An 11,964-nucleotide genomic window follows, 5' to 3' on the forward strand; every position below is an offset into this window, starting at 1 on the left:
TTGTCGATTATATCGCACCGATATATAGGACGATACTGGATCGGAGTGCATGTAACAACGGGTATCGGTAAATCGGTCAGGGTTCGTACGGGAACACCGCGATCGGCGTGCCGTCGAACGCGAAGACGAGATGCCCGCCCTGATCGGTGCCGGGACGCTGCGCGTGGACCACGACCGTGGCCCGGCCCTCGTCGTCGACGTCGACGCCGACCTGCTCCACCCGGCCGTCGGGCACCCGCAGCGTCGCGGGAGCGCCGAGGATCATCTCCGACACCGCGACCAGGTCCAGGCCCGCCAGATCGAAGGCCACCGCATCCGACGGCCGGGTACTCGGACTGCTCCACGAGTCGAACTCGCCGTCGAAGGTGTACGAGAGATACCGGTGCGGATCGCCGGCCACCGCCCGGTCGAACGACGCATGCTCCGGGAACAGGGTCAGGTCGTCGACCAGCGTGTCGCCGAACTCGGCCCGATAGTCCTCGACGAACCGGGCCAGCCCCTGCGGCGACGTCAGGTCCGGCAGCGGCTCCGGCCCGTCCGCCGCGTTCCCGACGACTCCCGCCAGCGCGCCCGTCACGGCCCCCACCGCGACGGTCGTCGCCGCGATCACCACACGCCGGGCCCTCACCGGGCCCCCCGGTTCTCGAACCGGTGCAGCTCGATCAGTTCGCCCTGCGGCGTCACCTCGAGGAATCCGGTCTCGCCCGCCGTGTTGCGCACGAAGATGCGCATCGACGGCTGGTCGTACGAGAAGCCGACGGAGATGTGGCCGACCGTGCCGTCCGGCACGCCGACGCTCTGCGGCGCCCCCGCAACGTAGCGGGCGATCTCGTCGACATCCAGCGTCGCCAGGTCGACCACCGGGGTGTCCACGGCACGGGTCCGGGGCGCATGGTCCGGGTCGAAACCGCCGCGGTAGGTGTACGACACCATGCGGTCCGGGACGTCGGGGACGGAGCGGGTGATGCTCGCGTGCTGCTCGAAGAAGTCCACCTTGTCGACGAGCGCGTCCCCGAACGCCGCCAGGTGATCGGCCCGGTACTGCTCGAGGCCCGCCCGGGTCACCAGGCTCGGCGTCGGCACCACGACCGGTCGCAGCGCCGCCGGGTCGAGGTGCAGCGCCTGCTGCGCCTCGGCGGGTGGCGGGTCGGCGCGCACCCAGTGGAACGTCGCCACCCCCGCCACCACCGCCGCCGTCACCACGGCCCCGGCGAACACACAGGGACCCCAGGCGCGGACCCGTGCCGCCGCGGCGGCGCCCGGGCTCGCCTGCAGGTCGGCGACCAGTTCGTCGAGCTCGCCGAGCGTGTCCGCCGCACCGGCACGCGCATCCCGGACCTCGTGCTCGGCGCCCGAGAGCTGACCGTCCGCATACGCCGCGTCGAGCCGCGCCCGGACCGCAGCCCGATCGGCGTCGCGTGCCCTGGTGGAAGGCGAATGGCGGCCGATCATGCGGGAGATCGTAACGACGCAGCTCAGAACACGCCCAGCACGCCGCCGTCGAACAGAATCTTCACGTACCGCGTGCCGTCGCCGGACTCGACGTAGATGGTCACCGCCGGGGTGCCGTCGTGGGCGAACGACACGTGCGAGACCGTGCCGCCGGGCAGGCCGACCAGCGCGGGCGCCTCCGCGATCCGGGCGGTCACGGCCCCCGCGTCGACCGCGCCGAGGTCGAAGTCCTGGTAGCCGGGGAAGCGCTGCACCGTCACCGGTTGGGCCCGCAGTGCCCCACCCGCGTAGGTGTACGTCGCGATCCGGCCCGGCTCGTCCGGCAGCGCCCGTTCGATGTGGGCCCGCTCCGGACGGAGGACCAGCCGGTACACGACCGTGTTGCCGAAGCGGTCCCGCACCGCCGCGAGAACCGCCTCGAACCCGCCGGGCTCGAGCGGCCGGACCGGGGTCACAACGATCGGATCGACACCGTCGTCGGGGACCGCCACCGGCGCGGCGGGCTGCTCCCGCACCGCCGCGGGTCCCGGCGCCGGGCCGTCCCCATCCGACAGCATCACCGCCGCGCCGGCCGCCGCAGCCGCCACCGCGACCGTCACGGCGGCGGCCCGGCGCAGACCGGGCCGGCGGCCCGACGGCGGCGCTGCGAGGTCCCCGGAATCCTCCGGTGGCTGCAGGTCGCGGACCAGGTCCGCGAGCTCGCCCAGCGTCTTTGCGGACATCGCCCGGGCCGTCCGATCCCGGTGCTCCCCAAAATCGAGCTGGCCGTCGGCGTAGGCGGTGTCGAGACGGCCACAGACCAGTGCCCGGTCGATGTCGCGTGCCCGCGTTCGCGGCGTGTGTCGGCTCACCACCCGGGCAGCCTAGAACGCCCGATATGGGCGCGTCGCGCAGTCGCGCGCCCCACACCCCGCCCACCCACGTGCCGTCCGCACGTACTCTGGACCCGTGCGGATACAGCGGCAGGTGGTGGACTACGCGCTGCAGCGCAGGTCGCTGCTCGCCCAGGTCTACTCGGGGCGGACCGGCGTCGCAGAGGTGTGCGACGCCAGCCCCTACCTGCTCCGCGCCGCCAAGTTCCACGGTCGGGGCAGTGACGTGGTCTGCCCGATCTGCCGCAAGGAGCAGCTGACACTCGTGTCGTGGGTGTTCGGCGACAAGCTCGGCCCGGTGTCCGGGTCGGCCCGCACCGCGGAGGAACTGGTCCGCCTGGCCGCCAGCCAGGAGGAGTTCTCCGTCCACGTGGTCGAGGTGTGCCGCACGTGCAGCTGGAACCACCTTGTCCAGTCCTATGTCCTGGGGGCGGAACCCGCGCCCAAGCGGCCCCGCCGCAGGTCGACCGGCCAGAGCCGCCGCACCGCGAGCGAGTGAGCCGTGCGCGACCCCTGCTGAACCGCCCCGTCCCCGGTGACCCCGTCCCCGGTGACTCCGTCCCCTTGTGACACTGCACTGCCCGAAGAACACTGCACTGCCCGAACGCGCGCTGCCCGACGAGACCGAAGTCTGCAGACGTGAAACGAGGACGCGTGCCACCGCGTCCGCGCTACCGGTTGGAGATGAGTACGTGAGTTCCCCCCACAACGATCCGCAGGGCGAACGGCCGAGGCCGCCGCACGGGAACGGACCGGCAGGTCCCCCGCCGCCGCGGCGACCGGGACCCGTGGGGGGACCCCCGCCCGGACGCGCACCCGGGGGTGGGCCGCCCATGGATCGGCGGATGCCGCCTCCGGGACGCCCCTATCCGCCGCAGCCGCGCCCCCAGCAGGGCGGGCCGCAGCCGTACCCGCCGCAGCAGTTCGCCGCGGGGAACCCACAAGCGCCGCGACCGCAGCAGCCGCCGCAGGACCGCACCCGGCAACTGCCGCCCCAGAACCGGCCCCCGGTGCCGAACCAGAACCGTCAGCAGCCGCCCAACCGGCCGGCCGGCGGCCCGCCCGGGCCCGGCGGGCGTCCCCCCACGCCTCCGCCCACCGCGCGCGGCGGTGGCGACGAGCCGCCCCGCGGTGGTGGCGAGCCCAAGTCGACGCGCTGGCGCACCGTGCGGCGCGTCGGCTACGCGGCCGTGGCGCTGGCTCTGGTACTGCCCATCCTCGCGTTCATGTTGGCCTACGTCGTCCAGGAGGTCCCGCGACCCGGTGACCTGAAGACCAACCAGGTGGCCACCGTCTACGCGGCCGACGGCTCGACCGTCATCACCAAGGTGGTGCCGCCCGAAGGCAACCGCACCGAGGTGCGGCTCGACGAGATTCCCGAGCACGTCCGCAACGCCGTGCTCGCCGCCGAGGACCGCGACTTCTACAGCAACCCGGGATTCTCGGTCAGCGGCTTCGCCCGCGCGGCCCGCGACAACATCCTCGGCCGGGAGAGCGCCGGCGGTGGTTCGACCATCACCCAGCAGTACGTGAAGACGGCGCTGGTCGGCTCCGAGCGCACCCTCACCCGCAAGATGAAGGAACTCGTCCTCGCGTCCAAGATGGCCAACCAGTGGTCCAAGGACGACATCCTCGCCGCCTACCTGAACACCATCTACTTCGGGCGCGGTGCGTACGGCATCGCCGCCGCCTCCACGGCGTACTTCGGCAAGCCGGTCGGCGAGCTCAGCGTCGAGGAGGGCGCGGTGCTCGCCTCCTCCATCCAGCTGCCGTCGCTGCTGGACCCGGAGACCAACCCGGAGGGCGCCCAGGCGCGCTGGAACTACGTCCTCGACGGGATGGTGTCCGCCGGCACCCTGAACGCGGCCGACCGGGCGTCGATGCAGTACCCGCGGTACGTGCCGCTGGCCGAGGTCGACAACGGCGGCCAGAGCAACGGGCCGGAGGGCCTGCTGCGCAACCAGGTGCTCCGGGAGCTCTCCGAGGAAGGCATCGACGAGACCCTGCTCAACACCGAGGGACTCCAGATCACCACCACGATCGACCCACAGGCGCAGGAGGCCGCGCTCGACGCCGTCCGCACCAACATGGAGGGCGAGCCGGAGGAGCTGCGCACCGCCGTCGTGTCCGTCGATCCGCGCAGCGGCGCCGTCCGCGCCTACTACGGCGGCGACGACGGCGCCGGGTTCGATTTCGCCCAGTCCGGCCTGCAGACCGGATCGTCGTTCAAGGTGTTCGGCCTGGCCGCCAACCTCGACCAGGGCAACCCGTTGTCCGCCATGTACGACAGCGGCCCGCTCACCGTCAACGGCATCTCGATCGGCAACGTCGAAGGCGAGAACTGCGGCACCTGCACCATCGCCGAGGCGCTGAAGCGGTCGCTCAACACCAGCTTCTACCGGATGATGCTCGAGATGGACAACGGCCCGCAGGCCATCGCCGACATGGCGCACCAGCTCGGCATCCCCGAGGAGATCCCCGGGGTCGGCGAGACCCTCACCGAGCCGGGCGGCGTCGGCCCCAACTACGGCATCGTGCTCGGGCAGTACCAGTCCCGCGTGATCGACATGGCGTCGGCGTATGCGACGCTCGCCGCGTCCGGCACCTACCACGAGCCCTACTTCGTGCAGAAGGTCGTCACCGCCGACGGCACGGTGCTGCTCGACCGCGGCACCCCGGCCGGGGAACAGCGGGTCGACGAGGCCGTCGCCGACAACACCACCGCCGCGATGATGCCGATCGCCGCGTACTCCAACGGGCACGCCCTCGCCGGCGGCCGGCCGTCCGCCTCCAAGACCGGCACCGCCCAGCTCGGGGACACCGGCTCGAACAAGGACGCCTGGATGGTCGGCTACACGCCGTCGCTGTCCACGGCCGTGTGGGTCGGCACCGAACAGGGCCTGCCCCTGGAGAACAGCTGGGGCGGCATGATCTACGGCTCCGGCCTGCCGTCGGACATCTGGAAGGACACGATGGACGGCGCCCTCGACGGCACCGACGTCGAGAAGTTCCCGACGCCCGAACCGATCGCCGGACAGGCCGGCGTGCCGGCGTACTCCGCGCCGGCGCCGCCGAAGACCACGACGCCGACCCCCACGACGACCGAGCGGACGACGCCGGAGCTGCCCACGCCGCCGGAGATCACGACCCGCAACGTCGAGATCCTCCCGGGCGTGACCATCCCCATGCCGGGGGTGGCGCCGCAGACGACCACGCAGCGGGTGCCCACGCCGACTCCCACCACGGAGGCGGACACGCCGGGCTTCGGGACACAGGACGACTCGACCGGCACCGGTGAAGACCAGCAGTCCGGCAACAGCCGGTTCCAGGAGGACCCCGTCGGCGCCACACCCGGCGGGTAGCCTCGCGGGGTGACCGAGAAGAGAGAGCTCGCGTCGCCGGGTCCGCTCGTCGCAGACCGCCGATCCGCGGACTGGCGCGACGCACCCGGATGGACCGACCCGACGGTGTCGCGCCTGTCCACCGTCATCGGCGGACCCGTCGGGCGGTACGCCCTGCTCGGACGCACTCGCTTCTTCACGCCGCTGCGCGCGATGCTGCTCCTCGCGGTGGTGTTCCTCGCCCTCGGCTGGTTCACCAAGGCCGCCTGCATCCAGCAGGGACCGGTCGGCGAGGGCGGCGCGCTCGGACTGGACTGGAGCGACAACCGGCAGTACGTCGCCATGTGCTACTCCGACGTCGTGCCGCTCTACGGCGCCGAACGCCTGAGTACCGGCGCCTTCCCGTACAAGACGTCGTGGGAGGAGCCCGGCCCGGACGGGCAGACCCAGGTCCGGTACATGGAGTATCCGGTCCTCGCCGGCCTCTACCAGTACGTCTCGATGCGGGCCGCGAAGGCCTGGGACGCCACGTCGTGGCTTCCGGGCGGCCTGCAGGTGGCGATCTACTTCGACATCGTCGCCGTCGGTCTCGCCATGGCCTGGCTGGCCACCGTGTGGGCCACCGCCCTCTCCGCCGGCCGCCGCATCTGGGACGCGGCGCTCGTCGCCGCCTCGCCGCTGGTCGTCGTGCACGCCTTCACCAACTTCGATGCGCTCGCCACCGCGTTCGCGGCCGGCGGGTTGCTGGCCTGGGCGCGACGGCGACCGGTGCTCGCCGGGGTGCTGCTCGGACTCGGTGCCGCCACCAAGCTGTATCCGCTGCTGCTGTTCGGCCCGCTGTTGCTGCTGTGCCTGCGCACCGGGAAGCTGCGGGCGCTCGGGCAGGCGGCCGGTGCCGCGGCCGTCGCGTGGCTCGTGGTGAACCTGCCGATCATGGTCCTCTACCCGCGCGGCTGGGCCGAGTTCTTCCGGCTCAACACCGACCGCGGCGCAGACCCCGATTCGATCTACAACGTCGTGCGGTCGCTGACCGGCTGGTCCGGCTGGGACACCTCCACGCTGAACTCGGTGTCGCTGCTGTTGTTCGCCGTGGCCTGCGCCGGCATCGCGTGGCTCGCATGGACGGCTCCGCGCCGCCCCCGCCTCGCCCAGCTGTGCTTCCTCGTGGTTGCCGCGTTCCTGCTCACCAACAAGGTGTGGAGCCCCCAGTACTCGCTGTGGCTGGTGCCGCTCGCCGTGCTGGCTCTGCCGCACCGGCGGATCCTGCTGGCGTGGATGACGATCGACGCCCTCGTCTGGGTGCCGCGCATGTACTTCTATCTCGGCGCCGAGAACAAGGGCCTGCCCGAGCAGTGGTTCACGACCACCGTCCTGCTGCGCGACCTCGCGGTCGTGGCGCTGTGCGCGCTCGTCGTCCGGCAGATTCTCCGGCCGGCCGAAGATCTCGTGCGCTACGGCTTCGTCGACGACCCCGTGGGTGGCGTGCTCGACCATGCCCCCGACGCTCCCCCGCGCCGGCTCCCGGGCCGTCTCCGTCCCGGCATCCGGCGGACATCACCTCCCGAATCGGCCGATCGGCAGACACCCGCGACGAGCACCGTCCCGTAGCCCCGGCCCGAGCCGCGCGCGACGGGTGCTGCCTGCGCGCGTAAAAACTTGCGCGGGAAGCATTTTCGCGCGCAAGTGCTCGTCCGCGACGAGCGCCGTCTACACGCGGAGCGCGTTGAAGGGCGCGACGGGGAGGTTGCGGACGACGAACCAGCCCAGCACGACCCACAGCACGAGCTGCGGCGCCCACCGCCACTGGTACCACTGGGCGATCCGGTGGTCACGGACCCGGCCGGCCGTCCACACGGCGAACGACCACCCCAGGAGAAGCACGGCGAGCACCCCGAGCGCGTTGTACCGCAGGGCGTCCGGAACATCGAGATGCAGCAGCGAATACAGCATCCGCGACGATCCGCACCCGGGACACCAGATGCCGAACAGGACGCGGGTCGGGCACGGCGGGATCGGGCCGCCCGGCGTCGTCGGGTCGGCCCACGCGACGGCGGCGCACACACACGCCGACACGGCCGCCACCCCGACGGGTGCGGCGAGCCGGGCGGCGAGCGTCTGCACGACCGGATGCCTCAGTAGCTCGACGACGAGACCGCCGCGGCGAGGACGACGATGTAGAAGACGACGATCACCACCCACACCGCCACGCTCGCCACCACCGACCAGATCGCCCACTTCTTCGCGTCGTCGGCCGCCCGGCGTGCGGCATCGAACTGGCCCTGCGCCCACAGGGAGTTGACCTGGCTCGCCTTGATGATCGAGACGACACCGAGCGGCAGGCAGCACAGGATCGTCGTGAGAATGCCCCACACCAGGTTGTTCTCGGGCGGCGGCCCGAACTGCGGGCCGGGGTAGTACCCGTATCCGCCCGGCGGGGGATAACCGCCCGGATTGTTCGGCGGGTACTGCGGATAGTCGCTCATCGTCGTCCTCGATCACCCCATCGGGATCCCAGCCTGTTCCGGGGTCCCCCCGCGCGGAAGGGTAGACCAGCCGCGGTCACCTGGCGAGGCGGTCGGCCACCCGCGCCTCGAGACCCACCCGGGCGGCCGGCCAGTCGTCGTCGGTCATCGCGAACAGCGCGGTGGTGCGCCAGCTGCCGTCGCGGCGCCGCCGATGCTTGCGCAGCAAGCCCTCGAACCCGGCGCCGAGCCGGGTGATCGCCGCGCGCGACTGCGCGTTGTGTTCGTCGGTGTGCCACTCCACGCGGACCGCGCCGAGATCGTCGAAGGCGCGGCGCAGCAACAGCAGTTTCGACTCGGGATTGGCGGCGCCACCGTGCACCGCGCGCGAGAGCCACGTGTGCCCGACCGCCAGCGTCCGGTGCCGGGGATCGATCAGGTAGTACGACGTGGTGCCGACAACGGCGCCGACGAACTTGTCGACGACCGCGTACGGCAGGCGGTCCGGATCGTCGAGCGCGGTACGGACGAACGCGTCGGCGTCGTCACGTGTCCGGAGGTCGGCGGACGTCCACCGGAAGATCGCGTCGGCATCGTCGACGGCCGCGAGCAGGCCGGGCGCGTGTCCCGCGGCCAGCGGTTCGAGGCGAATCCGCGTGCCGTCGAGCGCCGGCTGTTCGTACCAGGCCGTGCTCATCCGGGTTTTCCGCTCATCGCCGGCATCCGGGGCCGCTCCTCGTCGGGTGGGGTCGGGTCGGGCCGGCGCAGCGGCGCGCCGGCGAACACGAAGAACAGTACGACGAGCAGCACGGCCCGGCCCCACACCCCGACGAGGGTGAGCAGCAGCGGGATCGTGGTGTCGGTCCGGGTCATGGTCGCGTCGAACCACAGGAACACGCCGATGCCGATCGCGAGGTCCACGGTGAGGTACGAGACGATCAGCGGCCACCGCACCCGCAGCAGCACCAGGAACGGCAGCAACCACAGGGTGTACTGCGGCGAATGCACCTTGTGCAGCAGCAGGAATCCGCACAGCATCGCGGCGCCGACCGCCACCCAGGGATAGCAGCCGTCGCGACGGTACCGCCGCCACCCCAGCCACAGCGCCAGCGCGAAGGCGGCGCAGATCAGCAACGGCGAGACGACGGAGACGAGGTCGTTGTACTCGGCCGTGACCTCGGTGTCCTGATAGCCCCCGACGAGGGGCCGCAGCCCCCAGTACCAGATCGAATTGCTCGTGGCGTCGGCCGCGCGGTTGCCCTGGAACTCGAACGATGCGCGCCACCCCGGATACCCGAGCAGCGCGAACGGCAGGTTCACGGCGATCACCGTCGCCGCCGCCGCGGCGCCCACCGCCACCGCGCCCCGCACGTCCCGCCGCGGCCCGGGCTCGTCCCCGCCGGTGAGGACGTATGCGATCAGCGGCAGCACGAAGATGCCGGGATACACCTTGAGACAGAACCCGACGGCGAGCAGGACGGCGGCGATCACCGCGCGGGTGCGCAGCGGCCAGCGGCGCACCCCGAGCACGGCGACGGCCCCGACGGTGGTCGCGACGACGGGCAGGTCCCAGTTCAGGAACGCGTACATCACGAGGGGCGGCGTGGCCGACCAGAGCAGCGCGGCCCACCCGGCCAGCCGGCCGAGGTACCAGGCGACGAGCAGGCCGAACGGTGCCAGCAGCAGCGCGGAGTGCAGGAGGAACTCGGCGTCGGTGTCGGCGCGCAGGGCCCCCACCCACATGAGGATGCCGCTGAGCACCGGGTACTCGACGGTGCCGCCGGTGAGCACGCCGTCGCGGGTGATGCCGCCGTCGAGGAACGGGAACAGGTGCAGGTTGATGCCGCGACCGATCCACAACTGCTGGATGTCGGAGTAGCAGACCGTGGCGTCCTTGACCGCGTCGAAACGCACGCTGCGCCCCTGCGGGTCGAACGGTGGTGCGGCGCAGCGGGCCTTGTTCAGGTAGCCGAGCCACATGGCGAGCGCGCACGTCACGACGGCGACGAGCGCGGGCGTCCGGGAACTCGTGCGCATGTTCTTCACCCTAGGCGAATTTCGCTGGTCAAGGGCGCATCGTGTAGCCTGCATGGGTTGCTGACGCAACGACCCTCCTGTCACGGACCGTCCGTGACCGCCCATAGTCCATAGGAGGTGATGAGGTCTTATGCGTCATTACGAACTGATGGTCATTCTCGACCCCAGCCTGGACGAGCGCACTGTCGCCCCGTCGCTGGATACGTTCCTCAACGTCGTTCGCCAGGACGGCGGCAAGATCGACAAGGTCGACGTGTGGGGTAAGCGTCGTCTCGCGTACGAGATCGCCAAGCACAGCGAAGGCATCTACGCGGTGATCGACATCAGCGCTACGCCCGCCACGGTTGCGGAGCTGGATCGCCAGCTCGGCCTGAACGAGTCGGTGCTCCGCACCAAGGTTCTGCGCCACGGCAAGTGAGTCTGTCGGCGTCCGGCCGTAGGCTCGGGCGCATCAGGACTCCACACACAGCAGGAGGAACCACATGGCAGGCGACACCGTCATCACCGTCATCGGCAATCTGACGGCTGATCCCGAGCTGCGTTTCACCCCGGCGGGAGCTGCGGTCGCGAACTTCACCGTCGCGTCGACGCCCCGCATCTTCGACCGTCAGTCCAACGAGTGGAAAGACGGCGAGGCGCTGTTCCTGCGCTGCAACATCTGGCGCGAGGCGGCGGAGAACGTGGCCGAGAGCTTGACCCGTGGCTCGCGCGTGATCGTGCAGGGCCGCCTCAAGCAGCGCAGCTACGAGACGCGTGAAGGCGAGAAGCGCACTGTCGTGGAGCTCGAGGTCGACGAGATCGGCCCCTCGCTCCGCTACGCGACGGCCAAGGTCAACAAGGCCAGCCGTGGCGGTGGCGGGGGCGGCTTCGGTGGTTCCTCCGGAGGATCGGGTGGGGCTCGTGCCAGCGCGAGCACCGGCGGGGACGACCCGTGGGGCAGCGCGCCGGCGGCGGGCTCCTTCGGCGGGGACGACGAACCCCCGTTCTGATCCGACCTTCGATCGGAACATTCGGAAAGTACGGAGAAAGACCATGCCTAAGGCGCCCGCGCGCGAAAAGGTTTTGAAGAAGAAGGTCTGCACCTTCTGTAAGGAAAAGAACGTGCAGATCGACTACAAGGACACGACGTTGCTGCGTAAGTACGTCAGCGATCGCGGCAAGATCCGCGCTCGCCGTGTCACGGGCAACTGCGTGCAGCACCAGCGCGACGTTGCCATCGCTGTGAAGAACTCGCGTGAGGTGGCCCTGCTTCCTTACGTCTCGACGGCTCGCTAAGGAAAGGGAGGGACACACGATGAAGCTCATTCTCACCGCTGACGTGGACAACCTCGGTGCGCCTGGCGACACCGTCGAGGTCAAGGACGGCTACGGCCGCAATTACCTGCTGCCCCGCGGCCTGGCGATCGTCGCCACCCGTGGTGCCCAGAAGCAGGTCGAGGGCATCCGCCGCGCCCAGGAGGCTCGTGCGGTGCGCGGCCTCGATCATGCCAAGGAGCTCAAGGCCGCCATCGAGGGCCTCGAGAACGTCTCCCTGGCCGTGAAGACCGCCGGGGACTCGGGCAAGCTGTTCGGCTCGGTCACCGCGGCCGACGTCGCCGGCGCCATCAAGGCCGCCGGTGGCCCGGTCGTCGACAAGCGCATCATCGAGCTGCCCAAGGCGCACATCAAGTCGACCGGCAAGCACACGGTCGTCGTGAAGCTGCACCCGGACGTGACCGCGAAGTTCGATCTGAACGTCGTGGCCGCCTGATTCCGGCTCCCGAAGAGCCCTGCACACAGTGTGTGCAGGGCTCTTCGTCG

General features: G+C 71.0%; 14 protein-coding genes. 7 read left to right on the forward strand and 7 right to left on the reverse strand.

Annotated elements, in window-relative coordinates; genetic code table 11:
* Nucleotides 1-76 precede the first annotated feature (76 nt).
* The 3 genes from A4U64_RS25220 to A4U64_RS25230 are packed head-to-tail and all read right to left on the reverse strand — an operon-like array spanning nt 77 to nt 2,306.
* The gene (locus A4U64_RS25220; protein WP_231385976.1) at nt 77-628 is read right to left on the reverse strand and encodes a hypothetical protein; all 552 of its coding nucleotides are present in this window, start codon (nt 626-628) and stop codon (nt 77-79) included.
* Nucleotides 625-1,452, reverse strand: coding sequence for a DUF1707 SHOCT-like domain-containing protein (locus tag A4U64_RS25225; protein WP_065923289.1), 828 nt, complete (start codon nt 1,450-1,452; stop codon nt 625-627). Before A4U64_RS25225 ends, A4U64_RS25220 begins: the two co-directional genes overlap by 4 nt.
* A 23-nt stretch (nt 1,453-1,475) precedes the next feature.
* On the reverse strand, nt 1,476-2,306 hold the full coding sequence (locus A4U64_RS25230) for a DUF1707 SHOCT-like domain-containing protein (protein WP_029546711.1): 831 nt from the start codon (nt 2,304-2,306) through the stop codon (nt 1,476-1,478).
* A 115-nt stretch (nt 2,307-2,421) separates the two neighbouring features.
* Here A4U64_RS25230 and A4U64_RS25235 point away from each other — a divergent pair, with 115 nt between their 5' ends.
* The 3 genes from A4U64_RS25235 (at nt 2,422) to A4U64_RS25245 (ending at nt 7,273) form a co-directional block, all read left to right on the forward strand.
* Entirely contained in the window at nt 2,422-2,823 is a 402-nt protein-coding gene (locus tag A4U64_RS25235) for a DUF5318 family protein (protein ID WP_029546710.1), read from the forward strand.
* A gap of 346 nt (nt 2,824-3,169) precedes the next feature.
* A complete protein-coding gene (locus A4U64_RS25240; RefSeq protein ID WP_231385975.1) occupies nt 3,170-5,686 on the forward strand; it encodes a transglycosylase domain-containing protein in 2,517 nt (838 codons plus the stop codon).
* Between the two features lie 9 nt (nt 5,687-5,695).
* A complete protein-coding gene (locus A4U64_RS25245) occupies nt 5,696-7,273 on the forward strand; it encodes a glycosyltransferase family 87 protein (protein WP_050036158.1) in 1,578 nt (525 codons plus the stop codon).
* Nucleotides 7,274-7,372: 99 nt separating this feature from the next.
* Here A4U64_RS25245 and A4U64_RS25250 read toward each other — a convergent pair whose 3' ends face one another.
* The 4 genes from A4U64_RS25250 to A4U64_RS25265 form a co-directional block, all read right to left on the reverse strand.
* Nucleotides 7,373-7,786 carry a DUF2752 domain-containing protein gene (locus A4U64_RS25250; RefSeq protein WP_006932304.1) on the reverse strand — a complete coding sequence of 138 codons (414 nt, stop codon included), beginning with the start codon at nt 7,784-7,786 and terminating at the stop codon, nt 7,373-7,375.
* A gap of 11 nt (nt 7,787-7,797) precedes the next feature.
* On the reverse strand, nt 7,798-8,148 hold the full coding sequence (locus A4U64_RS25255; RefSeq protein ID WP_006932305.1) for a CD225/dispanin family protein: 351 nt from the start codon (nt 8,146-8,148) through the stop codon (nt 7,798-7,800).
* A gap of 76 nt (nt 8,149-8,224) precedes the next feature.
* Nucleotides 8,225-8,824 (reverse strand): GNAT family N-acetyltransferase, encoded by a 600-nt coding sequence (locus A4U64_RS25260; RefSeq protein ID WP_006932307.1) that lies wholly within the window; start codon nt 8,822-8,824, stop codon nt 8,225-8,227.
* On the reverse strand, nt 8,821-10,164 hold the full coding sequence (locus A4U64_RS25265; protein WP_206530792.1) for a glycosyltransferase 87 family protein: 1,344 nt from the start codon (nt 10,162-10,164) through the stop codon (nt 8,821-8,823). The genes A4U64_RS25260 and A4U64_RS25265 overlap by 4 nt, the downstream gene beginning before the upstream one ends.
* Before the next feature lie 130 nt (nt 10,165-10,294).
* On the opposite strand from A4U64_RS25265, the gene rpsF reads away from it, so the two are divergent.
* The 4 genes from rpsF (at nt 10,295) to rplI (ending at nt 11,914) form a co-directional block, all read left to right on the forward strand.
* Nucleotides 10,295-10,582, forward strand: a complete 288-nt coding sequence (rpsF, locus tag A4U64_RS25270; RefSeq protein WP_003938619.1) for a 30S ribosomal protein S6 — start codon at nt 10,295-10,297, stop codon at nt 10,580-10,582.
* Between the two features lie 64 nt (nt 10,583-10,646).
* Entirely contained in the window at nt 10,647-11,153 is a 507-nt protein-coding gene (locus A4U64_RS25275) for a single-stranded DNA-binding protein (RefSeq protein WP_029546705.1), read from the forward strand.
* A gap of 43 nt (nt 11,154-11,196) precedes the next feature.
* Nucleotides 11,197-11,439: a 30S ribosomal protein S18 gene (gene rpsR / locus A4U64_RS25280; RefSeq protein ID WP_003938621.1), complete on the forward strand. Its 243-nt coding sequence runs from the start codon at nt 11,197-11,199 to the stop codon at nt 11,437-11,439.
* A 19-nt stretch (nt 11,440-11,458) separates the two neighbouring features.
* Nucleotides 11,459-11,914, forward strand: a complete 456-nt coding sequence (gene rplI, locus A4U64_RS25285; protein ID WP_006932315.1) for a 50S ribosomal protein L9 — start codon at nt 11,459-11,461, stop codon at nt 11,912-11,914.
* Nucleotides 11,915-11,964 lie beyond the last annotated feature (50 nt).

This window comes from Rhodococcus sp. WB1, from assembly GCF_001700945.1.
GTDB lineage: Bacteria > Actinomycetota > Actinomycetes > Mycobacteriales > Mycobacteriaceae > Rhodococcus > Rhodococcus aetherivorans.

What these genes read in the sequence shown, in the direction of transcription:
- A4U64_RS25225 (WP_065923289.1), bottom strand. Translation starts at nt 1,452, where the DNA reads ATGATCGGCCGCCATTCGCCTTCCACCAGGGCACGCGACGCCGATCGG.
- A4U64_RS25240 (WP_231385975.1), top strand. Translation starts at nt 3,170, where the DNA reads ATGCCGCCTCCGGGACGCCCCTATCCGCCGCAGCCGCGCCCCCAGCAG.
- A4U64_RS25255 (WP_006932305.1), bottom strand. Translation starts at nt 8,148, where the DNA reads ATGAGCGACTATCCGCAGTACCCGCCGAACAATCCGGGCGGTTATCCC.
- A4U64_RS25260 (WP_006932307.1), bottom strand. Translation starts at nt 8,824, where the DNA reads ATGAGCACGGCCTGGTACGAACAGCCGGCGCTCGACGGCACGCGGATT.
- A4U64_RS25265 (WP_206530792.1), bottom strand. Translation starts at nt 10,164, where the DNA reads ATGCGCACGAGTTCCCGGACGCCCGCGCTCGTCGCCGTCGTGACGTGC.
- rpsF (WP_003938619.1), top strand. Translation starts at nt 10,295, where the DNA reads ATGCGTCATTACGAACTGATGGTCATTCTCGACCCCAGCCTGGACGAG.
- A4U64_RS25275 (WP_029546705.1), top strand. Translation starts at nt 10,647, where the DNA reads ATGGCAGGCGACACCGTCATCACCGTCATCGGCAATCTGACGGCTGAT.
- rpsR (WP_003938621.1), top strand. Translation starts at nt 11,197, where the DNA reads ATGCCTAAGGCGCCCGCGCGCGAAAAGGTTTTGAAGAAGAAGGTCTGC.
- rplI (WP_006932315.1), top strand. Translation starts at nt 11,459, where the DNA reads ATGAAGCTCATTCTCACCGCTGACGTGGACAACCTCGGTGCGCCTGGC.